Origin of the sequence: Natronorubrum daqingense, assembly GCF_001971705.1 — an archaeon.
GTDB lineage: Archaea > Halobacteriota > Halobacteria > Halobacteriales > Natrialbaceae > Natronorubrum > Natronorubrum daqingense.
On the sequence record NZ_CP019327.1, the window covers coordinates 2,019,335 to 2,041,357 of the forward strand.

22 protein-coding genes and 1 tRNA gene are annotated in these 22,023 nt (G+C 61.2%); 9 read left to right on the top strand and 14 right to left on the bottom strand.

Annotated elements, in window-relative coordinates; all coding sequences use genetic code 11:
- From BB347_RS09775 to BB347_RS09800, 6 genes are all read right to left on the bottom strand, one after another.
- Positions 1-621, bottom strand: coding sequence for an NTP transferase domain-containing protein (locus tag BB347_RS09775; RefSeq protein ID WP_076581000.1), 621 nt, complete (start codon positions 619-621; stop codon positions 1-3).
- Positions 621-1,382, bottom strand: coding sequence for an adenosylcobinamide-GDP ribazoletransferase (cobS, locus tag BB347_RS09780; protein ID WP_076581002.1), 762 nt, complete (start codon positions 1,380-1,382; stop codon positions 621-623). Before cobS ends, BB347_RS09775 begins: the two co-directional genes overlap by 1 nt.
- On the bottom strand, positions 1,379-2,422 hold the full coding sequence (gene cbiB, locus BB347_RS09785) for an adenosylcobinamide-phosphate synthase CbiB (protein WP_076581004.1): 1,044 nt from the start codon (positions 2,420-2,422) through the stop codon (positions 1,379-1,381). Before cbiB ends, cobS begins: the two co-directional genes overlap by 4 nt.
- A gap of 91 nt (positions 2,423-2,513) precedes the next feature.
- A complete protein-coding gene (locus BB347_RS09790; protein WP_076581006.1) occupies positions 2,514-3,149 on the bottom strand; it encodes an HAD family hydrolase in 636 nt (211 codons plus the stop codon).
- A gap of 202 nt (positions 3,150-3,351) precedes the next feature.
- Positions 3,352-3,963: a translation initiation factor IF-2 subunit beta gene (locus BB347_RS09795; RefSeq protein WP_076581007.1), complete on the bottom strand. Its 612-nt coding sequence runs from the start codon at positions 3,961-3,963 to the stop codon at positions 3,352-3,354.
- 146 nt (positions 3,964-4,109) lie between these two features.
- The gene (locus tag BB347_RS09800) at positions 4,110-4,496 is read right to left on the bottom strand and encodes a DUF5789 family protein (protein ID WP_076581008.1); all 387 of its coding nucleotides are present in this window, start codon (positions 4,494-4,496) and stop codon (positions 4,110-4,112) included.
- A gap of 741 nt (positions 4,497-5,237) precedes the next feature.
- Here BB347_RS09800 and BB347_RS09810 point away from each other — a divergent pair.
- From BB347_RS09810 to BB347_RS09820, 3 genes are all read left to right on the top strand, one after another.
- The gene (locus BB347_RS09810; protein WP_076581010.1) at positions 5,238-5,699 is read left to right on the top strand and encodes a type IV pilin; all 462 of its coding nucleotides are present in this window, start codon (positions 5,238-5,240) and stop codon (positions 5,697-5,699) included.
- Positions 5,700-5,717: 18 nt separating this feature from the next.
- Complete coding sequence (locus BB347_RS09815) at positions 5,718-6,254, top strand: type IV pilin (protein WP_076581011.1); 537 nt, start codon at positions 5,718-5,720, stop codon at positions 6,252-6,254.
- A gap of 442 nt (positions 6,255-6,696) precedes the next feature.
- Positions 6,697-11,559, top strand: coding sequence for a S8 family serine peptidase (locus tag BB347_RS09820; RefSeq protein ID WP_076581013.1), 4,863 nt, complete (start codon positions 6,697-6,699; stop codon positions 11,557-11,559).
- Between the two features lie 305 nt (positions 11,560-11,864).
- Here BB347_RS09820 and BB347_RS09825 read toward each other — a convergent pair.
- A tRNA-Tyr gene (locus BB347_RS09825) sits at positions 11,865-11,938 on the bottom strand.
- Positions 11,939-12,066: 128 nt separating this feature from the next.
- Here BB347_RS09825 and BB347_RS09830 point away from each other — a divergent pair.
- The 3 genes from BB347_RS09830 (at position 12,067) to ftsZ (ending at position 14,222) form a co-directional block, all read left to right on the top strand.
- Positions 12,067-12,663, top strand: a complete 597-nt coding sequence (locus BB347_RS09830) for a double zinc ribbon domain-containing protein (protein WP_076581015.1) — start codon at positions 12,067-12,069, stop codon at positions 12,661-12,663.
- A 194-nt stretch (positions 12,664-12,857) separates the two neighbouring features.
- Entirely contained in the window at positions 12,858-13,037 is a 180-nt protein-coding gene (locus tag BB347_RS09835; RefSeq protein WP_076581017.1) for a ribbon-helix-helix domain-containing protein, read from the top strand.
- Between the two features lie 3 nt (positions 13,038-13,040).
- Positions 13,041-14,222 carry a cell division protein FtsZ gene (gene ftsZ, locus BB347_RS09840; RefSeq protein WP_076581019.1) on the top strand — a complete coding sequence of 394 codons (1,182 nt, stop codon included), beginning with the start codon at positions 13,041-13,043 and terminating at the stop codon, positions 14,220-14,222.
- Between the two features lie 235 nt (positions 14,223-14,457).
- On the opposite strand, the gene ncsA is transcribed toward ftsZ, so the two are convergent.
- Together ncsA and BB347_RS09850 are read right to left on the bottom strand one after the other, a co-directional pair.
- Positions 14,458-15,417: a tRNA 2-thiolation protein NcsA gene (gene ncsA, locus BB347_RS09845; protein ID WP_076581021.1), complete on the bottom strand. Its 960-nt coding sequence runs from the start codon at positions 15,415-15,417 to the stop codon at positions 14,458-14,460.
- Positions 15,418-15,486: 69 nt separating this feature from the next.
- A complete protein-coding gene (locus BB347_RS09850; protein WP_076581023.1) occupies positions 15,487-16,227 on the bottom strand; it encodes an alpha/beta fold hydrolase in 741 nt (246 codons plus the stop codon).
- 324 nt (positions 16,228-16,551) lie between these two features.
- On the opposite strand from BB347_RS09850, the gene BB347_RS09855 reads away from it, so the two are divergent.
- On the top strand, positions 16,552-17,220 hold the full coding sequence (locus tag BB347_RS09855) for a DUF7095 family protein (RefSeq protein ID WP_076581025.1): 669 nt from the start codon (positions 16,552-16,554) through the stop codon (positions 17,218-17,220).
- On the opposite strand, the gene BB347_RS09860 is transcribed toward BB347_RS09855, so the two are convergent.
- Positions 17,221-17,598, bottom strand: coding sequence for a DUF7344 domain-containing protein (locus BB347_RS09860; protein ID WP_076581026.1), 378 nt, complete (start codon positions 17,596-17,598; stop codon positions 17,221-17,223).
- A gap of 111 nt (positions 17,599-17,709) precedes the next feature.
- On the opposite strand from BB347_RS09860, the gene BB347_RS09865 reads away from it, so the two are divergent.
- Positions 17,710-18,372: a helix-turn-helix domain-containing protein gene (locus BB347_RS09865; RefSeq protein WP_076581028.1), complete on the top strand. Its 663-nt coding sequence runs from the start codon at positions 17,710-17,712 to the stop codon at positions 18,370-18,372.
- A gap of 101 nt (positions 18,373-18,473) precedes the next feature.
- On the opposite strand, the gene BB347_RS09870 is transcribed toward BB347_RS09865, so the two are convergent.
- Both BB347_RS09870 and BB347_RS09875 read right to left on the bottom strand, forming a co-directional pair.
- Entirely contained in the window at positions 18,474-19,268 is a 795-nt protein-coding gene (locus tag BB347_RS09870) for an ABC transporter permease subunit (RefSeq protein ID WP_076581030.1), read from the bottom strand.
- Positions 19,261-20,265, bottom strand: coding sequence for an ABC transporter ATP-binding protein (locus tag BB347_RS09875; RefSeq protein ID WP_076581032.1), 1,005 nt, complete (start codon positions 20,263-20,265; stop codon positions 19,261-19,263). Before BB347_RS09875 ends, BB347_RS09870 begins: the two co-directional genes overlap by 8 nt.
- Positions 20,266-20,374: 109 nt before the next feature.
- Here BB347_RS09875 and BB347_RS09880 point away from each other — a divergent pair, with 109 nt between their 5' ends.
- Positions 20,375-20,575: a hypothetical protein gene (locus tag BB347_RS09880; RefSeq protein WP_076581034.1), complete on the top strand. Its 201-nt coding sequence runs from the start codon at positions 20,375-20,377 to the stop codon at positions 20,573-20,575.
- Between the two features lie 15 nt (positions 20,576-20,590).
- Here BB347_RS09880 and BB347_RS09885 read toward each other — a convergent pair whose 3' ends face one another.
- Entirely contained in the window at positions 20,591-21,403 is an 813-nt protein-coding gene (locus BB347_RS09885) for a class I SAM-dependent methyltransferase (protein ID WP_076581697.1), read from the bottom strand.
- 103 nt (positions 21,404-21,506) lie between these two features.
- The gene (locus tag BB347_RS09890) at positions 21,507-22,004 is read right to left on the bottom strand and encodes a hypothetical protein (protein WP_076581036.1); all 498 of its coding nucleotides are present in this window, start codon (positions 22,002-22,004) and stop codon (positions 21,507-21,509) included.
- Positions 22,005-22,023: the final 19 nt, after the last annotated feature.

The following is a 22,023-nucleotide window of genomic DNA, read 5'->3' on the forward strand; positions in this document are numbered from 1 at the left end:
TTAGGGCCCCTCCGAGCTCCTCGCGGTACCAGAGGTCTCTGGATTCGGTTCGTCGGAGCGCAGGAAGCGCGTTGCAACCCGCGCGTCTTCACGTCGGTTCACGTTGATCGCGAGGCGTGGATCGTAGTGGATGTCTGTCATGGTCTGCTCAGTCGCTGTATCGCCGACGACGTTGACCCCCGTCGGCGTGAGGTGCTCGCGCGACTCGAGGCTCGAGTCGACGCTCACGCCGAGTCGTCGTTTGAGGGAAACGGGAACGCAGACGGTTCGGGAGGCGTCGCGTCCGGCGTGTCGCTCGAGGATTCGGTCGATCGAAGCGGCCTCGAGCGCGGGCAAGTCGGCCGCGACGGTCAGAACCGGCGTCGAAATATCTGGGCGCTCGAGGAGGGACACGAGATCCGACACGTAGCCGTCGCCCGCCGTTTCGATAGTCGTAAGCGTCGCGTCGGTTTCCAGGTGTGCTCGCGTTTCGGGTGCGTTCTGTGAGACGGCGGCGTACACCGTCTCGATTCGGCTCCGCTCGAGGGCCCGGTAAACGCGATCGACCATCGCGACGCCGTCGATCGAGTGGAGAGGCTTTTCGTGAGAACTCTCGAGGCGGGTTCCCTTCCCCCCGCACATCACAAGAGCGTCCACACGATCACCCCCGCGTGGAGCCCGGCGAGTCGGCCGATTTCGTTCGCCGCGCCGAAGACGTCGCCGGTGACTCCCTCGAGGTGTCGTCTCGCCCACAGCCAAGGAAGACACGCCCCGGCGGTGGCCCCCAGTAGCGCCGTGGCGGCGACCGGTTCCGGCCACGAGAGGAAGACCACGGGAACGGCTGCGACGGCGGGCGCGGCGAACGAATGGGGGGCTGCTTTCGCCGTGAACTGACTGCCCATTCCGTCGTGGCTCGCTCGAGCGCCACAGGCCATCGCGGCCATCCCGAGTTTCGCGCCGACTTCGGCGGCGACGACGACGGCGACCGCAGTGGCAAGGGGGAGGGCGGCGACTCCGAGGGCCCCGAGCGCGAGGCCGGCGACGGCGAGCGAGACGGCGAGGAGGGCCCCCACACCAGTCGTGGTGTCTTTCAGCACCTCGCGTCTTCGGGCCGGGTCGCCGTGAACGACGAATGCGTCTCCGAGGTCGGCGACGCCGTCGAGGTGGTGGATGCCCGTGACGGCGTAGACCGCGAGCAGGTAGCCGAGCGCGATCGTTGGCTCGGGGAGCGCGTTTGCTGCCAGGAGCGGAATCGCTGCGATCGCGCCCGCGATTGCGCCGACGATCGGAAAGACGACCGGCCGTGCGCGAAACGCGTTCCAGTCGCCCTCGCGCGTGGTGACGGGCAGTCGGGTCAAAAACGCGAGTGCACCTCTGAGGGCAGCACTCGGTGACGAGCTCACCGGACCACCTCGAGGACCGTTTCGAGGACGAACGAGTCGAGTGCGAGCAAGAGGGGAGACGAGCCGGAAAGTTCGTACTCGAGCGCGTCGCCCTCGAGCGCCCTCGTCACGGCGAGTGCGAGGACGATCGCGGCGACGATCGCGACGACGCCGGCCGTGGCGACGACTCGAACCGCGCGCCGGCCGTCCTCGAGAGTCGGCAAGTCGGCGTGCGGGTTCAGGTCGTACACGCCGGGCTTCGTGAGTCGGACCGAGAGGACGCAGGCGAGCGTCGCCATCGGCCACCCGGAGTTCGGCGACGGCGGGGCGCGTGCCCAGCGTCGAGCGTCATCGAGGGCGAACGCGTTACGTCCAGCGATCGCAATCGTGAGCGCCGCGAATCGAGCCGGAATCCACATGACGAGATCGTCGAGCAGTGCGCTCGCGGTGCCGTGGGGTTTCGACGGGTAGCCGAGCATCGAGTCCAGAGTGTTGACGCCCTTGACCCACGCGGCGGCGGCGGCCGCAGCCGGCAGCGAAATCGGTGCCAGGAGTGCGAACGGCAAGAGCGGGGCGATCAGCCCGTCCGCGAGGTTCTCACTGACGCTCTCGACGGCCGCGCTCCGGAGCTCGGCAGCCGAGAGATCGGTGGTATCCCGACCGACGAGCCCGCGAATCTGGTCGCGGGCTGGGTCGAGGGCGTCGGGTTCGCCGTCGGTGGCTGGTTCCGTCGCGTCGACGACCGTTCGCGTCAACTCGAGCAGCGAGCGGAGGCTCGTCGAAACGAAGAGCACGACGGCGGCGGCGACGGTTCCGAGAAAGGGCGAGTACGCGAGGAGGGCGAGCACGATCGTTCCGGCGAGCAACGCTGGCGCCAACGGTGCGAAGAGTGCGATCGCGACGCCGACCAGTCGCTGGCCGCGTTCGCTCTCGGCGTCGGTGCGATCGAGTCGCGCGACGAGACGGCCGAACCAGGCCACGGGATGGAGCGCGTTCGGTGGTTCGCCGATCAGGGTGTCGAGGCTGAACGCCAGCACGAACAACGCGATCGTCGTCAACATCCCAGCCACCGGGAGTTTGCGTCGGTCGACGACGAGTCGCGTTCTCGAGTCGGTTCCGTCGAACGCGTCGTGTCTTCGATAGTCGTCGGCGTCATGACTTCGGTGATCGTCGTGTCGCCAGTGCCGCCGGAATCGTCTCGAGCGGGTGTTCCTCGAGCAACAGCGGCGTTCCGTCGACGGTCTCGACGCCGCCGTCCGCGTCTGCGTCGTCACCGATGTGAATCAGGTTGGATGGAGGAGTCTCGAGGTGGGACGCGGTGAGTTCGAAAATCTGGGGCGCGGGCTTTCGCCAGCCACAGCCGACGCTCGTGACGATGGCGTCGAAGTCCGATCGGTCGAACGCGGAGCGAACGAGCGTGCGACCGACCAGTTCGGGAACGCTGCAGTTCGAGCAGATCGCAACCGGCCCGTAGTCGCGGGCGGCCTCGACGGCAGCCTCGGCCCCGTCTCTGGTCTCGACCGTCGGATCGAACGCGGAGACGACCGCCCGACGCGGCGCGTTTCCGTCGAAGTCGACGCCGCGACTCGCGAGCGCTCTCGAGACGTGTGCCGGGAGCGGTATCTCCGCGCCCTCGGGGGCGTCCACGTGGGCCTCCGCGTACGCGTCGGCCCAGTCGTCGGGGACGGTCACGTCGCGAGCCTCGAGTTCGGCCGCGACGGCGGCGGCTGGATCGGCTGGCTTCTCGGCGCTGACGAGCGTCCCGAAGAGGTCGAACGATACTCCCACGGCTATGTGACTAGCCCAATCTACCTTTAATTTCGCGGTTAGCTACCGCTGGGTATCCGGCGATGAATCCGTCTCGAACAGGATGAGACTCGAGAGTGCAGCGGGGTGGACGGGCGAACGGCGAGACGGTGGGAAGTACAGCGGAGCGAAAGTGAGTGCAGGGAAACGGCAGAGAGAATAACGGAGCGGAAGGGAGATTCGATTACTCGCGGCGAGCGAACGCGAGGTTTCCGGAGATGTTCTTGATGTAGATCTCGACGACGTCGCCTTCCTCCGCGCCGGGGACGAAGATCGTGTACTTGCCTTTCTCGGCGACTCCGTCGCCCTTGCGGCCCGTGCCGGTGATCTCGACGGTGTAGGTCTTGCCCTCTTCGACGGCCTCGGCCTGTTGTTGCTGTTGGCTGCTCGAGGAGCGCTTCGTGACCGGGCGGAAGGCACCACAGGCGTCACAGCGAAGCATCGGGGTGCGATCCTCGCGGACGAGGCGCGTGTCCGGCAGGCCACACTCCGAACAGAGGACGTACTCGTCGACGTAGGCCTCGACGGCCATGTTGAAGTCCCGCTCGGAGAAGGTGCCGTTGTAGCGACCGCGGCCGTCCTCGAACTTGCCGCTGGTCCCCATTTCGCGCTGGATGAATCGGTGGAGGTGTTCGTCCTCTCGAGAGAGGACGTCCGCGATCTCGCCCAGGTTGGTAAATCGGGTGAACGCGCCGTCCTTTTGGGTCTGGGCGTCGGGAATCTGCAGTCGCTCTTCGCTGCCCGCGATGTCGGGTACGTCGTCCATCGCTCGATCGAGGCTCGCTTCGTAATCCATACGCGAAACCAGGCGACGGTGACGTAAATCCGTTCTGCTATCAGAATCGGGCGACTGAACGGCCCGTCGATAGCGTCCGGGGAGTGCCTCGAGCGAGTCTGGACGACCCAGCGAGTAGTGGGTCCGGACAGCCACGACGGGGTGGCTTAGAGCGCGTCACCCCCGCGCTCGCTGGGAGAGCCCTGGGCCTCCTCGTCGAGACTCGAGAGGTCGCGTTCGGGATTGGCCTCGTTCGGACTACCGGCTTCGCCGGTGACCTCGCCGTGGACCGCCTCGCGGACCTCCTCGGGCGAGTCGTACTGCTCGCCGGCCAGTCGGTCGAAGACGCTGCCGAGGGACTCGGTTTCGTTGGGCATATCCACGGGATCGGTCGCGTACTCCGCGGCGAGTTCCTCGCTCGAGACGGGATACTCGAGACTGCCAAGGTCGCGTTCGACGGACTCGAGGATGGATTCGGCGCTGTCGGCGCGCTCTGCTTGTCGGGACTCGGCGCGATCCTGTGCGCGGTCGCGGCTCGGGCCGTCGTTGCTCATGTGCGTGGCTATCTCGAGCGGAGGGAAAAGCGACTGGCCTGTGTTCGCCTGTCGGATCGTGGGTTCGGGGAGTCGTCGGCTCTCGTCGGTTCCAGATCGTGTTCACTCGGGGAACCGGGTTGGGCGAGACTCGAGCGGACGGGATTGGTCTCGAGCGGTCGCACGCGAGTGGGGTGGCCAGCGGGACTCGAGCACCGGCGCTAATCGGTCGGCGCTCGAGCGCGGGCGGTCCGGCGAGAATTCGGCTCGGACACAAAGGCGTTGTGGCCGGAAACGACGGTTTCGCGTACGATTTAGGCCATTTTGGTTGAGAGAAACCCCCTGGGAACGGGCTCGATGGGACCCGTTCAACCCGTCCTTGGAAGCTTCACAGAGCGTTTATTCCGGGCCGACTCGCTGAGCAATCAGAAACGGTGTGTCTCGACTGAGGAATCGGTTCTCGCGACCCCATCGCTCGAGACGGGGTATTTCGACCACCTGAGGGACTTCAAGGCAGTGCTGGAACCGCTCCACGGTCGCCTGATTCTCAACTCTGAAAGTCACATCAGGTAGATAGACTTTCACGATACTGTACTTATTTATGCACTTACTGCCGACAGTTGCTCGAGCACCAACTGCGAACGGTACGGATGGCTGACGTGTGCTAACGACGAGGTGGTGTGGTAATCACCCGCGGTGGGCACGCGAGGGACGGGTCCCTCGAGACGAAGCGTTCGGGCTGTTCCGGGTGCGTGACAAACCATGGATTTGAAAGAATACCGAAACAAGTTAGTCGGCAACGAGGAGGAGCGTGCTGTCTCCCCGGTTATCGGCGTTGTATTGATGGTCGCAATTACCGTGATCCTGGCTGCCGTGATCGCAGCGTTCGTGATGGATATGGGCGATGATATGGGTGAATCTGCACCTGCGCCATCGATGGACGTTGAGGAAGGCGCTGGCGAGAACATCACTATCAATCACGAAGGCGGAGATAGTCTAGAAGCTGGGGATATTACAGTACAGATTGATGGTGGAGAAGTAGGTGATGATGACCTCTATGAAAGCGATAGTGAAGAGGATTCTCTAGCGACTGACGACGAAATCTCTGCTGGAGGGCAAATTGTCGTAGATAGTGACGCTAATGAGTATGGTGAGCATGAAGGAGATGAGCTACAAGTCATTCACGAGCCAAGTGACAGCATTGTCTACGATACTGAAATATAACTCAAACGCCATAAAATAATGAATCTGAAAAAATGTCGTAATAAGTTGGTTGGAAGCGAGGAAGAACGAGCAGTCTCCCCAGTCATTGGCGTTGTGTTAATGGTTGCAATCACCGTTATCCTGGCCGCCGTGATCGCGGCGTTCGTGATGGATATGGGTGACGATATGGGAGAATCAGCGCCGAATGCGAACTTCGAATTCGAGGAAAATACGAGTTGGGACTTCGACGAAGCGGGAGAGGGTGACAGTGTTGGAACACTTAGCCACGATGGCGGTGACGCAGTAGATACCAGTAATATCGAAATTCAGATTAGTGGTGACATTGATTCTGACATAGCCCTTAACTCGAGTAATGACTTTGGCGACGAAGACAAGGACATAAAACTCGAAACAGATGTCAATGATGATGATGATATTAGCACTGGGGCGTCGTTTGACCTCGTGAACAACGATACTGGCCAAGGCGAATTCGATGACGAAGATGATGAATATGAGTTGACCATCATTCACGAGTCGAGTGACAGTATTATCTTCGATACTGAATTCGAGTTGTAAACTCTCACCCGACTTAATCGTCTTCTAATATTTTCATCCGAATATAACCCTAAAGGATGAGCACTAACGAATAACACGAAACGTCATTATTTGATTTAGCCAAGCAGTATCATCGAACAATTACTGTAGTGAACTCCCTTCATCACCTTTCTACCAAGCCTCGGTCACTATCTTCCTCGAGTCTGCGCCGTTAGTCAAAATCTGTAGCCGTAGACGGTGAACAGAACGGTTCGCGCCCAGAAGGGCTTCTCAACCATTCGATGAGAGAACTCTGCTAACACAAGACGAACACATACCGAGAAAGAACAAGAGGTTGACATATACACCCCATGCAGAAACGGGGTCCTCGAGTCCGCTACCACTACCCAACCCAAATGCCTTATTAGCTTATCAATTTCAAGAAGACATTTAACGTCCAGTGATACTCTCTGTAGACAACTAAATGCGAGTTGGCGGTCTTGGAATCACCTGTTTGATTCTCATCATCCTGTTAGGTGGAGTAACCGGCGTCGTCGGTAGCGACGCGTTAGAACTGAACGACAACGAGTCCGAACTGGATTCGGGTGGCCACGATATCGAGATCGACGCCGCACTCGAGGACAGCGACGGCGAAACGACCGTCCTCGTACACCTCGAGGACCGACCCGACGCCGCGGTGCAGGCGACGACCGACGAACACCAGGTCGAGTCGATGCAATCGCACGCGAACGACACGCAGACGCCGTTCGAGCGATTCGCCGCGGGCAATCCACACGTCGAAATCGAACGCCAGTATTGGGTCACGAACGCCGCACTGGTCACCGTGGATACCGATCGCGTGCCACTCGAGCGACTCGGAACGGTCGATCACGTCACCGACATTCACGACAACTTCGAGGTGGAAAGCCACCACACCACCGCGCCGACGGACGAAGCGACGGTATGTAACGAAACCGACGACAACGAGACCGTCGACGGCCCCAATTCCGAGCCGGACGACGAGGTGACCCCACACACCGGAGACCACACCTGGGGTCTCGAGCAGATCGACGCCCCCAACGCGTGGGAGACCTTCGATACCCGCGGCGAGGGCTCGAGCGTCGCCGTCCTCGACACTGGCGTCGACGGTGACCACCCGGACATCGATATCGACGACGAGAACTGGCGGGATTTCGACGACGAACCTACCAGCGACCCCCACGATTACGATAGCCACGGCACCCACGTCAGCGGCACCGTCGCCGGCGGAAACGAGAGCGGCGAATCCATCGGCGTCGCACCCGAGGCGGAGTTACTCCACGGGGCGGTCCTGACCAACTGCGATAATGGGGCGTGTTCGGGCACCGTCGGCCAAATCTTAGACGGGATGGAGTGGGCGCTCGAGGAAGACGCCGACGTCATCAGTCTGAGCCTGGGGTCGGACGGCTACACGGACCTGTACATCGACCCCATCCGAAACGCCGAATCCGCCGGAACGCTCGTCGTCTCCTCGAGCGGAAACGACGGCCCGGACACGAGTGGGTCACCCGGAAACGTCTACGAGGCGTTCAGCGTCGGCGCGTCTACTGAGGAGGGGGACATCGCGGGGTTCTCGAGTGGCGAAACGATCGACACGGAGAGTGACTGGGAGAGTGTTGCGCCCGACGACTGGCCGGAATCGTACACCGTCCCGGACGTCACCGCACCGGGTGAGGACATCACAAGCGCGGTACCCGTGGATCACCCGGAATTCGACGACGAGTACAGATCGACGAGCGGAACCAGTATGGCCGCACCCCACGCCTCCGGGTCCGCAGCGATCGTCCAGTCGTCGACCGAAGACGAACGCTCGCCCGCAGAACTCCGGTCGACGCTCGAAGACACTGCGACTTCACTCGAGGAAGACGAGGAGAGAGCGGGTGCCGGACAGATCGACGTCTACGAAGCCGTGTTACAGACGCTCGAGGACACCCTCGACCCCGAAATCGAGGTCGAAACAGCCCAGGTCGGCGAGTCGACGGCCGTCTCCGTCGAAGCCGATCACTCCTTCGAGTCCTACGACTGGGAAGTTGGCGGTGAATCCATCGACGAAGACGGATCCCAAATCGAACACACGTTCGACGAGGTGGGCGAGGAATCGATCGACGTGACCATGTCGGACGGGTCAGACCTGGAACTGACGACGTCCACAGCGATCGACGTGATCGACGAACGCTCACCCACCGCGGCTCTCGAGGTCAACCGGACCGAGGACGTCGAAGTAGGGATCGACGCTGTCGAATTCGATGCAAGCGAGTCGACGGACAACGACGGAATCGCGGCGTACGAGTGGACGGTCGACGGCGACCGTCTCTCGAATACGACGGATCCGACTATCGAACACACGTTCGACGAACCTGGAACGCACTCCGTAACCGTCACTGCGGTCGACGAATCAGGGAACGAGAACACGACATCGGTCCCCGTCGACGTCGTGGACACGACCGATCCCACACCGGCGCTAGACGCGCCGGGGAACGTCAGCGCCGACTGGGACGCGTCGTTCGATGCGAGCGATTCGACCGATAATCACGAGATAGACACCTACACGTGGGACTTCGACGACGGAACGACGACGACCACGACAGATGCCGTCGAAAATCACTCGTTCGACGATGTCGGTTCGCACACGGTGAACGTAACCGCCGTCGACCCGAGCGGAAACATTGCTGTCGTCGAAGAAACGATTCAGGTCCACGATCCACCGTCGGTTTCTCTCACAGAGCCTGCGAACGACACGGTGACGAACGAGTCGAACGTCACCGTCGAGTACGACCTCGAGAACACGAACGTGGCGGATGCAGCCGGCGTCGAACATCGAGTACTCGACGCGAATAGCACCGACGACGGTGCCGACGAGTGGACGGACGGCGATTTCACTGAAACGGGCACGTCGAACACCTCCACGTTCGCCGCGACCACTGGCGACCTGGACGATGGGACCTACGAAGTCGAACTTCGCCTGGTCGACGAGGAGGGAACGCCGCTACCTCACGAGAACGCAACTGACAGTCGGACCGTGACCGTCGACACGACCCCACCGACCGTCACCCTCGACGTCGACCCGGCTGACGAGAGTTACGACGAAATTGGTTCAGCAAATCCAGCGTCGATAAACGTGAACGCCACGGACGAGAATCTCGAATCGACAACGGTCGCAATCACTCCCGTCGATGAAGACACGGAAGACACGGAAGACACGGAAGCGGCGGTCAAGAAGTGGGACCGAAGCGACGCAACCGGCGGGGAGGAATCGACAGCGATCGAGTGGCCCGCGACTGACTCGAGCGACGAACCGGTCGACAGCGGAAACTACACGATCACGCTCTCAGCGACCGATACAGCTGGCAACGAAAACGCCACGTCGGAAACGGTGACTGTCGACACCGATGACCCAACTCTTTCGTTCGAAACCATCGTCGACGAATCGAGCGACGAATCGGGAGAGGTCGTCCACGCGAACGACTCGAGTGAGATAACGGTAACAGGGAAGACGACCGACGGCGGAAGTACCACGGGGTCCGTCTCCGATGTGTCAGTGACCCTCGAGTCGACAGACACGACGTACCGACACGAAGTCCCCGCTGAATACGACAAAGCCACCCACGAGTGGGACGCGACGATCGAAGCCGCCGACATCCCGGACGACGGCCGGTACGTACTCGCCGCTACCACGGAGGACTCGGCGAACAATACGGTTCGAGAGCGCGCTGACGGGCCGGAAGTGGACATCGACCGAACCTCGCCAACGTTGACCGCAGTAGTATCCGACGTCGACGACGCTGAAGCGGTGGTGGACGTCCACTCGAGCGAAGCACTCGACGGAGATCCGACGGTCGACGTAACTGACGCCGACGGGACGAACACGACGGTCGAGAATCTCACGCAGGAGTCCGAGCACCAGTGGAATGGCTCGATCGACGTCGATCCAGACGGCCGTTACGACCTGACGGCGTCCGGTACCGATCTCGCCGGAAACGCCGGGAACGAAACGACGACGGTGTCGCTCGAGACGGACCCAACGACGGACGACGGAACGGTGACCATCTACAACGAGCAATCGGGTGCCTTCCTCACGATGAACGCGACGGAAGACGTTTCAGCGTCGCCCCTCGCCCTCTCAGAGACCGACACCGCACCGACCGATCTCGACTCGAGTCGACTCGGTGTGGAGTTTCTGACCGCCGGAGCAGGTGACGCATTAGACAGAAACATGGAGAACGCGACGATTGGGATTCCGACCGACGAAGCGCAACTCCCGGAGGGAGTCAGTGTCGACGACGATACCGTTGGGTTACAACAGTACGACGAAGAGACCGGCCAGTGGGATGAACGGAGTGTCGACGTAGAATCGTTCGAAAACGGCCAGGGACCAGTTGGTAGTCCCGACTCGGTCGATGGTGAGTACTGGATTGCAACCGTTGACGACGTGTCGACGTACGGGATTACGGTCGAAGACACCAGTTCGCCGAATTTTGTCGAGAGCGTACCGGAAGACGGAACCACGATTGACGAAGCCGAGGAGACGGCGACCATCGAGTTCGCGTACGAAGATAACGTCACCGGGATCGACGCCTCCTCGGTCGACCTCTCCGTCACTCAAGAAGAGGGGTCGTCGACTGCTCTCACAGACGACGACGCGACGCAGATCACCACTACCGAAACCGTTCACGAAGACTTCGACGTCGAGGCCAACTCGACGTACACTGCAACACTCACCGTTTCCGACCACGCCGGTAACGAAGCCGGCCCCGACGACGGGTTCGAAACGACGTTCGACGTTGCCCCAGAAGACGACGGCGATGACGATGATGACGATGATGACGATAGCGGTGGCGGTGGTGGCGGCATGCTCCCACCAACTCCGGACGAGACGGACGACGACGATGACGGTCCCTCGGCGGAGATAACCATCGACCCGGAGACGGCAACCGTAGACGACGAGGTAACGTTCTCGGCGAGTGACTCTTCGTACGACGGCGGCGAACTTGCAGACTATACCTGGGAAATCGACGGAGAGACGTACGACGGAGAAACGGTGACCGAGCGCTTCTCAGCGGGCGGAACGGTCGACATCCACCTCGAGGTCGCTACTCACGCGGGCAATAGTGATCGCGTGACGGACACGCTATCGGTCGACGAAGCTGATTCACCCGATTCCGATGCTGACGATAATGAAGCCACCGCCGACGATGAAGGAGACGATACCGGTTCGGACGACGATAGTGACGATGGTGTCCCAGGTTTCGGCGCGGTGAGTGCGATCGTCTCGTTGCTCGCTGTGATAGCCCTATTCAAACGGCGATAAGGAATGGACTCGACAAGACAGCGTGTTGTTCGATCCACGTTTTTTGGTATATTTGGATGCGTTGTGCCTCTCGGTCGTTCTACGAGCGTTGAGGAGTAGGGAGTCTCGAGTTATCCGCCTTTAGACCGAGTTCACTCGAGAAGCGAAGTTCGCCCTCCCCGATTTGAACAGATGGAAGACGGTCCTGCTCGCCTCGCTCACGCTCGGCTGTGCGGGCTGCGACTTCCGTGTTCAAAATCGGGTCGAGATCTCCTTTTGCGACGACCAGTCGTTCGCATTGCTCACGAGTTTGGTCGTCGCAAAAGTCCGCCCTCCCCGATTTGAACGGGGGGCAAGTCGATCTACAGTCGACTGCTCTACCAGTCTGAGCTAAGGGCGGTCGCATATGAACGTAGCCGCCCTGTGTGACATAAGGGTTATTATTCGAAGCCGAAAACGCGGCTCCCATCACCGAATCGGGAGTATGATTGATATAGGAGTATGTTGAATACAAGTACACTCTCGAGCATGAGTAAGATCACGTTCCGCGCCGACGACGACCTCGTCGAGCAACTCGAGGCCCTCGAACTCTCGAAGAGCGAAGCGATGCGGGAGGCCCTTCGCGAGTACCTCACCGCGTCGAGTCAGACGGAGGGCACTCGAGGCGCGGACTCATCGATGGCCGAGCGTGACGCGACGCAGGCCATCGACGACCTGATTCGCCACCGTGTCGACACACTCCTCGCAGCGCGTTCGGACACGAGCGAACACGCACGCACGGAAACACACGCACCCGACGTAAACATCACCGTTACACTCGAGGACGAGCGAGCCACGACTCGAGTTACCGGAGAGTCCTCGTCCACGCGTGAGGACACGTCGTCGGACACGACGTCCCACGACGCCAACCGTCGATCACTCGAGGACGAATCGACGTGTGAGTGTAATCAGTGTGGCGAGCACGTCGACGACGAGCACGTGTACTGCCCGAACTGTGGGGAGAAAACCTCGCGACGACTCTTTTGTGAGTGTGGCGACGAAATCCGTTCGGACTGGTCCTTTTGCCCCGGTTGCGGTCGTCGGACCCCGGCTGCAGACGTACTCACGCGTGAGACACAGCCGTAACGACCAGTGTAAGACACGGACAGTCACCGTCGCCGAAACCTTTATTATCTAAGCCAGTATTCGACTTATTCGCGTAAGACGGTCGTCTTACAACGCTCGGCGAAAGTCGAAATCGCCCGATGGCGGGCATCGCGTGTAAGACAGACCGCGTCTGACAGGGGCGCGCGCCGTCTTACCCCAGAGGGAATACAATAATGGAGCGTGTGACACTGCGAATTCCGGAACAGCAGATCGACGAGGTCGAACAGCTGGTCGACTCGGGCGAGTTTCCGAACCGGAGCGAGGCAATCCGGTCGGCCGTCCGAGAGATGATCAACGAACAACACGACGCCACGAGCGAGCGCACTGGCAAACGTAACTGGGCCAAGGTTTAAACGATGCAGGATATCGTACAAGACGCACTCGAGAACGCAGAAGAAGAGGCCCAAGAGATGGACGCCGACATGGATGGCGACGAGTTCGGCGATCCACGAATCGTCATCGTCGGTGCCGGTGGCGCGGGGAACAACACGATCAACCGACTGTACAACATCGGCGTCGACGGTGCCGATACCGTGGCGATCAACACGGACAAACAGCACCTGAAGATGATCGAAGCCGACACGAAGATCCTCGTCGGCAAGTCGCTCACCAACGGACTCGGTGCTGGTGGCGACCCATCGATGGGCGAACGCGCCACCGAGATGGCTCAGGGAACGATCAAAGAGGTCCTCGGTGACGCAGACCTCGTCTTCGTAACCGCAGGTATGGGTGGCGGAACCGGTACCGGTGCCGCCCCCGTCGTCTCGAAAATCGCCAAAGAGCAGGGCGCAATCGTCGTCGGCATGGTCTCGACGCCGTTCAACGTCGAGCGTGCCCGGACGGTCAAAGCCGAAGAGGGTCTCGAGAAACTCCGCGATCAGGCGGACTCGATCATCGTCCTCGACAACAACCGGTTGCTCGATTACGTCCCGAACCTGCCGATCGGCAAGGCGTTCTCGGTCATGGATCAGATCATCGCCGAAACCGTCAAGGGTATCTCGGAGACGATCACCCAACCGAGCTTGATCAACCTGGACTACGCGGACATGTCCACGATCATGAATCAGGGTGGCGTCGCCGTCATGCTCGTCGGCGAGACGCAGGACAAGAACAAGACCGACGAGGTCGTCAAGGACGCGATGAACCACCCGCTGCTGGACGTCGACTATCGCGGTGCATCCGGTGGTCTCGTCCACATCACTGGCGGTCCCGACCTCACCCTCAAAGAGGCAGAGGGCATCGCGGACAACATCACGGAACGTCTCGAGGCCTCCGCGAACGTCATCTGGGGCGCTCGCATCCAGGAGAACTACAAGGGCAAGGTTCGCGTCATGGCGATCATGACCGGCGTCCAGAGTGCCCAGGTACTCGGTCCAACGACGCAAAAGCAAGCGGACAAGTCCCGACAGAGTATCGAAGGCGTCAGTAATGCCGACTTCGACGCGAGCAAGAACGCCGAAGAAGCCGGCTACAACGCCCACAGCGACGGCGGACGCGACGAACTCGAGAAAGAAAACGGCGTCGACGTGATCCGGTAACCGCAGGCAGACTTCGGCCGGCGTTCGGAGAGCCACACCACACTATCGACACACCACTGACACACCACCGCGCTCTCCTCGCCGTCGATTTTTCCGTTCTCCACGAGTCGAATAGCGACCGCTCGATTCGACGGGATCTCGAGTGCGTCGCCTCGCCAGTCAACTACCAGTGCTAAACTAACCACACACCTCGTTTACGGGCGTATACGGGCCTCGAGACGAAGTTCGTGTGAAATTAGACGAGCGACTCGAGAAGCGAGCACTTTCGGCAAATCTCTCGCGTCGTGGTCGACCCGCACTCGGCACAGTTTCGCAAATCAGCGCCGTCCTCGCCGCTGAATTCCTCAGAGGTGATCGCACCGAGTTCTTCGTAGCCCGAGAGAATCGAGTGGCGGGTCCCGGGGTGATTCTCCTCGAGATCGTAGAGTAACTGCTGTATCTCGCCGCGGTAGGCTTCGCTCGAGTGGGGACACTCGGTAATGTGGGCGGGAAGGTCGTTGACGTGGGCGTACAAGGCGACTTCCTTCTCGGGAACGTCGCGCAACGGTTTGGCCCGCGGGACGAACTCGTCCTGTTCGTCGCGTTCTGAGAGGGGACCGAGGCTCGCGTCGAAGTGTTTCGCGACCTGCTCGACATCTCCTTCGAGGAAGTTCATCAGGGCGGTCTGGGCCTCGTCGTCTAGATTGTGCCCGGTCAACAGCAAGTCGGCCTCAAGTTCGTCGGCGTAGCGAGAGAGCACGTCTCGCCGGAAGACGCCACAGTAGGCACAGGCGGCCATGTTTTCGGGGTCGTCTTCAACCACGTCGTCCATCTGAATACCAAATTCCTCTTCGTAGCTGACGACTTCGTGGGGAATCTCGAGGTCTTCGGTGAGATCGACACAGGCTTCGAGGCTCTTATCGCGATAGCCCTCGATACCCTCGTGAATCGTCAACCCGACGAGTTCGATGCGGGGGTCGTCGGCGAACGTCTCGGAGAGGATCTGCGTGAGGACGACGCTGTCCTTGCCACCGGAGAGGCCGATTACCCACGTCTGGGGGTTCTCCGGCGTCGCCTCGTGAGGGACGAGGTCGTCTCGGCGGACCCGTCTTCGCACCCGCTTTTCGACCGACTCGCGAAAGTGATCGGTACAGAGGTGTGCCCCGGAGTACGCCGCGTGCATGATCGCGTCCTCCCCACACCGGTTGCAGTCCATCGGGGGGACGTTACCGACGGATGCGTATGTCCGTTTCGTCTCGAGAACTCGCGCGAACGTGAAATCGTCTTAGGCGGTCACGTGAGCCTGCTCGTCCGTGTCGTCGGACTCCTCGACGACCGCGGCACCGTCCTCGAGTGCGGCGAGGAGGGTGTCGATGTGTCGCTCGCGACTCGCGGAGGAGAAGAGTTCGTGGCCGCCGTCGTAGAGGACGACGTGCTCGGCGGGAACGCGAGTTCCAATCGGTCGCAGACTGACGACGGGGTCGCGAAGCGAGCAGAAGACGACGGCGTCGTGATCGATCGTCAGCAGATCCTGCTGGGCGAGACGGGTCTCTCGGACGAATGCGGGCGAGACCCAAGACGGCGTCGTTGCGATTTGGTGGTCGGTCGCGAGTTCGCCGAGTGCCTCCCGATCCATCTCGTCGACCGGTAGACACGGCAACGTCGTCGGGACCTTCGAGACGGCCTCGAGTACCGGTTCTGGGTAGGCGTCGCTGTAGCCCCACCACGGGCTGAGATAGACGTGGTTTTCCGCGCCGTCTAAGGCCTGAGCGACGAGTGCGCCCGCGCTGTGGCCGAGGAGCTGGTACTCCTCGTCGAACTCGACGACGTACTCGGCGATCGGCTCGAGCCAGTCGGCTTTGAAGTCGCCGATGTTCGTCGGGAGTTCGAACGCGTGGACCCGGTAGCCGGCGTCAGTCAGCTTTCCGATGAGCCAACTCACGTTCTCGTGGGTCCAGCGGTTGCCCCAGCCCATGACGAACACGAGTTCCGACTCGCCGTCTTCGTTGAAGATCCGGTGTCTCATACGATTCCCTTCGCAACGAACCGATAAAAAAGGTGCTCTCCTGACACGAGGGCGCGTCGGTCGAGAACTCGAGTGCGCACCGAACTCGTGAGTGCGGGCCGACCGACAACACGTCGAGAACAGTACCCCGACTCAACAGTCGGCACTCGAGGCCTAGTAGCGAGTCGAACCGAGCAGTGGCGAGTCTGTCGGAGTACGACCCACTGCGAGCAGTTTGGTCAGTAGATACGACACCCTCGATGGATTGTCAGACGATGTCATACATTCGCCGTTCGACTGGGCGGGGAAGAAACCGTTTTGCGACTCGAGGTCCGAGTTTCGTCAATGACTGGCTTTACCCGCCACGACGCGGTCGACCGTCTCGAGACGCTGGTCGACACGGTCGAAGACGAGCGGATGCCGGTTCCAGTGCGAGAGGTCTGGGCCGTCGGCGACGTTGCACTCGGACTCGACCCCGTCGAGCGCCTCGACGTCTACCTGACGAAGGATATCCTGTTGCGCGACGAGAGTGCGGCCGACGATGTCCTCGAGTCTGCGTCACCCCCGAAGGCTAACAGTGTCGAGGGCGTCGGGAAGTCGGTACGTGCTGACTGGGCCGCCGAGCACCCCGAGTACCTCCGGGCGAACGCGAACGGCCACGCTGCACCGGAGCAGTGTCTGGCGGCGCACCTACTCGAGGACGAGGAGCCGATTCACCTCGAGGTCTGCAACGCTTCGTTCGAGGACAACGTCACTCAGCGCCTGCGCGGGGCGAAGCTACGCGAGGACTATACCCAACTCCTCGACCCGCGCGGCGTCTGCCTCTGGGCGGCGGGGACGCGCAGCGAGGAGGCGTTCCGAAAGCTCCGAGAGAGTGACCTAGCGTTGCCGACGCTGTCGGCAGCACTCGAGATGCTCGGTATGGACGAGGACGAAGCGACGACGGCCGCACGAGAAGTACACGCGTGGCGGGAAGACCAGGACGGCGTCACGGTTCGTGGCGACGTCGTGTAATTAATCGATTCCCATCCACTCGCTATCCGCGCGTTCGTGTTGTATCTCCTCGACCGTCAGTCGAAGCGAATCGAGCGCACCGTCCAGAAGCTCGTAATTAGGGCTGATTCGTTCCGCAACCAGATCGTACTCGAGGAGTCCCGCGTCGGCCAGTTTCGGGAGGTGTACGTGACGAAGTTTCGTTTGCACGTCTGTGAGGTCGAGGGGACCGACGACACGATCCGTGAGTGCGGTAGCGAACTCGTCGACGAGAAACGTGCCCGAACGATATCGTGTGGCATATCGGGCGAAAAATCGACGCCACGGATGGGAGAGTACGACGACTGCAGTTTCGAGCAACTCGTCCTCGTCGTGCGATATCATACCAGTATCCGGCATTGTTCACTAGTGGTGAGATCTGTCGGATAAGGCCATCGCGTAAGTATTCACGTCGTTTATAACGTGGCCGTAACCGAGTTATAGTATTGGTTCTTACCAACGGTATCTCGAATGTTGCTCAGTGTTTTTTGGATCGACAACCCAATTTTGCGTCATACGCTTTCAGTTGCGCCGTCCGTAACCGTCCGATGGGAAAAGTCCGACATCACCGTCGATGGTGTCCACCAGTTGCTCGTTTGGGTACACGCCGATGAGTACGAGGCGTTCGAAGCGGGACTCGAGGACGATTCGACGATCGAAGAGCCACACCAAATCGTCTGCTTAGACGACCGTCGACTCTATCGCCTCGAATTGACGTGTGAAGGCCACCAGGCGAGCGTCTATCCGCTCGTCGTCGAGGTCGGTGGGGTACTCCAAGAAGTGACGGCAGATCACGACGGGTGGCGATTTCAGGCGGCATTCCCATCTGAGGACGCCCTCGAGCGCTTCCATCGCTTCTTTCGTGAACGTGATTCTAGCATCGAACTCCGTCGACTGTACGAAGAACGGGAGGCGACCGGGCGAACGCGCTACGGCATAACCGAAGAACAACGCGAACTGCTCGTCGGAGCCGCCGACGAGGGGTATCTGGACATTCCGCGAGCGTGCTCACTCGAGGAACTCGGCGCGGAGTTCGGTATCTCCTCGAACGCGGCCTCCGAGCGCTTTCGGCGCGGCGTGAGCACGCTCGTCGAGAACACGATTCATCCGTCCTCGAGTCCCCATCGATACTGACGGCACGAGTCGGCGTCGAGTACACCTTGCTCGGGCCCAAATTGGGGTCATTGCAGCCGTTTACGAACGCGGAACTCGATCGCCGTCGACGATATCGACGGTCAGTTGATGTCTCGTCGACTGAACCAGTACTGGGCGACGAGCAGACAGGCGAGCGTCATCGCGAGGAGCACGGCGACGTTCGTGAGGTCGTACGTGCTCTCGAGGAGGACCTCGTTCGGATCGAAGTAGCGCATCGGAGCGATCGCCCCAACCGATTCGTAGTCGGTGTCCACGAGCAGCGACTCGAGCATGAAGAGGCCGAACGTGACGCCGAGAGCGATGCGCTGGGCGATGCTCGTACGATCGACGGCGACAGAGGCGATCACGCCGATGCCGGCACAGGCGAACAGGTACGGAATCGAGAGCGCGTGGAGCGCAGCGAGATCCGCGGCAGAGAGCGATTCACCGACGGCCAGTGCGGCCGCGTAGACGACGACCGGCGTGACGACGTTGACGGCGACGATCGGAACGGAAAGCGAGAGGAACTTCTCGGTGACGACGCGAGTCCGGGAGACCGGCATCGAAAGCAGAATATCCATTCGCCCGCGTTCGACGTCGTCCGCGATCGACCCTGCGCCGAGGTAAGCGAGGTAGAGGCCGAGCAGAATAACCCACCCGAAGATGTAGAGTTCGAAGGCGAGAAACCCCTCGAGTGACGTCATCGTCTGAATGTCGAAGAGTTGGATGATCTGATCGGGGTACGCCTGCAGAAACTCCTCGTCGACGTCCTCGAAGGAGTCGCTGAACGAGGGATAGATCCAGATGACGACGACGGCCAAAAGCGACATCGCGATCGAGAGGTAGAAGCTTCCCTTCAGCCGGTGACGGCCATCGTATCGCGCGAGTTCAAGCATCGTCGCTCACCCCGGTTTCAGCCGAGCGGTCCCCCGGACTCGTCTCTTCCGCCGCTCCCTCCCCTTCTTCACCGTAGAATCTCATGAAAACGTCCTCGAGGGGCGCTTCTTCGATCGAGAGATCCTGGAGGGGATACTCGCGAAGGCGCTCGAGTAACGCGTTGACGTCGCCCGTGAACGTAAACGTACACTCGGTGATCGTCGCTTCCGAATCGGCTCCGTCGACACCGTCGCGGTGTCCGTCGAATCCGTTCGACGTCGCCTCGAGGTCGTGAACGCCGTCGATCGCGAACGTCTCGATCGGGATTCCTTCGACGGCACGAACCCGGACGACCTTCCCGCTTCGATCGAGGAGGGATTCCACCGGTTCGACGGCGACGAGACGACCGTTTCGAATAATCCCGACACGATCACAGAGCCGTCTGACTTCGCCGAGCACGTGCGAGGAGAAAAAGACGGTCACGCCCCGCTGGCGCTCGCTTCGTAGAAACTCGGCGAATCGGTGTTGCATCAGCGGATCGAGGCCGCTCGTGGGTTCGTCAAGAATCACGAGCTCCGGTTCGTGCATGAACGTCGTCACCAGCCCGAGTTTTCGAACGTTTCCGTGTGAGTACTCGCGGACGAGCCGATCGAGCGGCGGATCGAACAACTCGAGGAGGTCGTCGCTGCGTTCGTCGCCGGTGATCGAGGCGTGTAACTCGAGGATCTCTCGCCCGGTCGCGGTTTCGTCGAACGCCGGAGTGTCGGGGAGGTAGCCGAGTTTTCGTTTTGCTTCGATAAGTTCGGCTTCGTCCGTTACGTCGTGACCGAGCAATCGACCCGTGCCGGACGTCGGCGAGAGTAAGCCTAGGAGCGTGCGTATCGTCGTGGTCTTCCCGGCACCGTTTGGCCCGAGGTAGCCAAAAATTTCGCCGCGCTCGACGCTGAACGTCACGTCGTCGTTCGCGCGAACGTCTCCGTAGTGTTTCGACAACCCCTCGAGTTCGATCGCAGCCATACTTCGCCTACGGTTCCCGTTCACATGTATCCTGACACTCGTTCAGTCCTGAGTTACTCGAGTCGCTGACGACAACAACGGCTATAACCTGCTAGCTCACTTTTCGAGTATGAACGATTCGTCGGTCCTCGAGTGGGTTCGCTCACCACAGGTCGCGTTGCTCGCGAACGTCGCCCTCGTCATGACGGGGTCGGTGCTCGCCCTGCTCGCACTCGTCGATATCGTCACCGGAATCATCCTCGTCTCCATCGGCTTCGTCGGCATCGCAGCGTCGTTACTCGGACAACGCGAAACGCAGACGAACGGGTAAACCCCGGCAGTGACGTTAGACGCGACCGACGGTGACGTAGAACGGAACGGATTCGCTGCGGCGATACGCGCGGTCGTCCATCTGCTCGACGACGGTTCGGCCCATCTCTCGCCACGCACCGCGCAACTCGTCGTATTCGGGTTCGGTCAGCGGTCCCGACAGGAGCGTCTCGCGGTCGTCGGCCAATCCCGCCCCGGTCGCTTTTCGTCGCGCCGCGAGCAGCGCTCCCTCGCTGTAGGGCGGTTCGACCGTTCGAACGTGATCGTAGCGTCGCGTTTCACACACGTCGAGTCCGGCGGTCTCGAACGCCTCACGCGCGTCGGCACCTAACGCGACGTCGGTCGAGACGCCCGCCAGATAGGCCCGTCTGGCCCGTCGTTCGAGAGAATCTTCCGCGGGCACGCTCGAGTCGAGGCTCACGTCGGCGTTGTTCGGTTCGACGGCCGCGACCAGGTCGCGTGAGACACGGGCGAACTCGGCGAGTGCGGCCGTCGGATCCGGCAGGTTGATCAACAGCGCCTGACAGACGACGAGGTCGAACGTGTCGTCGGGGAACGGCAACTCGAGTGCGTTCCCCGCGAGAAACGAACTCGAGTCGGCCCCGCGCTCGGCGGCCACCTCGAGTAAATCCGTATCGACGTCACAGCCGACGAGGGTTGCCCCAGAGGCCATCTCCGTACGCAACACGCGGCTCAACTCGCCGGTTCCACAACCCACATCGAGAATTCGGTCGTGGGACTCGAGCGAGAGGGTCTCGAGCGCTTCGCGAGAGTCGTCCCACATGCCCTCGCGGGTTCGGCGGAGGTAGTCCTCGGAGAACTCGCGCACGGCCGGGAATTCGGGAGTCGTGAGTAAAAACGGGTCGGTTCGGAGTCGGTTCGGAGTCGGTTCCAGAGGCAAGTGCGGTATCGCCTCGGCTAGCGAGCAGCGATCAGTCAGGGGATTCCTCGCGGTGGCCCCGATAGTCGTCCCTGACGGTCGAGCCGATCACGAGCGCGGCCCCGATGATCACGAGGTTCTTGACGATGTATTGGCCCTCCACCGTGAGCGCGTAGGGGAACGAGACGAACACCACGTCCGGGAGGAGAACGATCGGCAAAAAGGTCCCCGGGAGCTGGAAGAAGAGGAGGAAGAGCCCCACTCGGATCAGCGGGCGATAGAGGAGACACAACCCGATCAGAACCTCCCAAACGCCGAGGATCGGAACGAAGAGGTCCGCCGGAACCAGATAGACGGTCGCGGCGACGAGATCTCCCGCCGGTGACACCTCGAAGATCTTGAGCGCGCCGAACCAGATGAAGACGATCGCGACCGCGCCCCGCAGTATCGTCATTCCCCAGCGGTCCATCTGGGCTGCGATCGCGGCGTCGAGTTCGTCGAATTTTCGTCGGTATCGTCGCGCCCGCTCGCTCGTGAGCGTAGGTAACACGGTAATCTGCTACGTGTAC

Excerpts from the sequence above, each read along its gene's own strand:
- BB347_RS09775 (WP_076581000.1), bottom strand. The coding sequence starts at position 621 with ATGTGCGGGGGGAAGGGAACCCGCCTCGAGAGTTCTCACGAAAAGCCT.
- cbiB (WP_076581004.1), bottom strand. The coding sequence starts at position 2,422 with ATGTTGACGACGATCGCGTTGTTCGTGCTGGCGTTCAGCCTCGACACC.
- BB347_RS09795 (WP_076581007.1), bottom strand. The coding sequence starts at position 3,963 with ATGGATTACGAAGCGAGCCTCGATCGAGCGATGGACGACGTACCCGAC.
- BB347_RS09800 (WP_076581008.1), bottom strand. The coding sequence starts at position 4,496 with ATGAGCAACGACGGCCCGAGCCGCGACCGCGCACAGGATCGCGCCGAG.
- BB347_RS09810 (WP_076581010.1), top strand. The coding sequence starts at position 5,238 with ATGGATTTGAAAGAATACCGAAACAAGTTAGTCGGCAACGAGGAGGAG.
- BB347_RS09815 (WP_076581011.1), top strand. The coding sequence starts at position 5,718 with ATGAATCTGAAAAAATGTCGTAATAAGTTGGTTGGAAGCGAGGAAGAA.
- BB347_RS09820 (WP_076581013.1), top strand. The coding sequence starts at position 6,697 with ATGCGAGTTGGCGGTCTTGGAATCACCTGTTTGATTCTCATCATCCTG.
- BB347_RS09830 (WP_076581015.1), top strand. The coding sequence starts at position 12,067 with ATGAGTAAGATCACGTTCCGCGCCGACGACGACCTCGTCGAGCAACTC.
- BB347_RS09835 (WP_076581017.1), top strand. The coding sequence starts at position 12,858 with ATGGAGCGTGTGACACTGCGAATTCCGGAACAGCAGATCGACGAGGTC.
- ftsZ (WP_076581019.1), top strand. The coding sequence starts at position 13,041 with ATGCAGGATATCGTACAAGACGCACTCGAGAACGCAGAAGAAGAGGCC.
- ncsA (WP_076581021.1), bottom strand. The coding sequence starts at position 15,417 with ATGGACTGCAACCGGTGTGGGGAGGACGCGATCATGCACGCGGCGTAC.
- BB347_RS09850 (WP_076581023.1), bottom strand. The coding sequence starts at position 16,227 with ATGAGACACCGGATCTTCAACGAAGACGGCGAGTCGGAACTCGTGTTC.
- BB347_RS09855 (WP_076581025.1), top strand. The coding sequence starts at position 16,552 with ATGACTGGCTTTACCCGCCACGACGCGGTCGACCGTCTCGAGACGCTG.
- BB347_RS09860 (WP_076581026.1), bottom strand. The coding sequence starts at position 17,598 with ATGCCGGATACTGGTATGATATCGCACGACGAGGACGAGTTGCTCGAA.
- BB347_RS09865 (WP_076581028.1), top strand. The coding sequence starts at position 17,710 with ATGTTGCTCAGTGTTTTTTGGATCGACAACCCAATTTTGCGTCATACG.
- BB347_RS09870 (WP_076581030.1), bottom strand. The coding sequence starts at position 19,268 with ATGCTTGAACTCGCGCGATACGATGGCCGTCACCGGCTGAAGGGAAGC.
- BB347_RS09875 (WP_076581032.1), bottom strand. The coding sequence starts at position 20,265 with ATGGCTGCGATCGAACTCGAGGGGTTGTCGAAACACTACGGAGACGTT.
- BB347_RS09880 (WP_076581034.1), top strand. The coding sequence starts at position 20,375 with ATGAACGATTCGTCGGTCCTCGAGTGGGTTCGCTCACCACAGGTCGCG.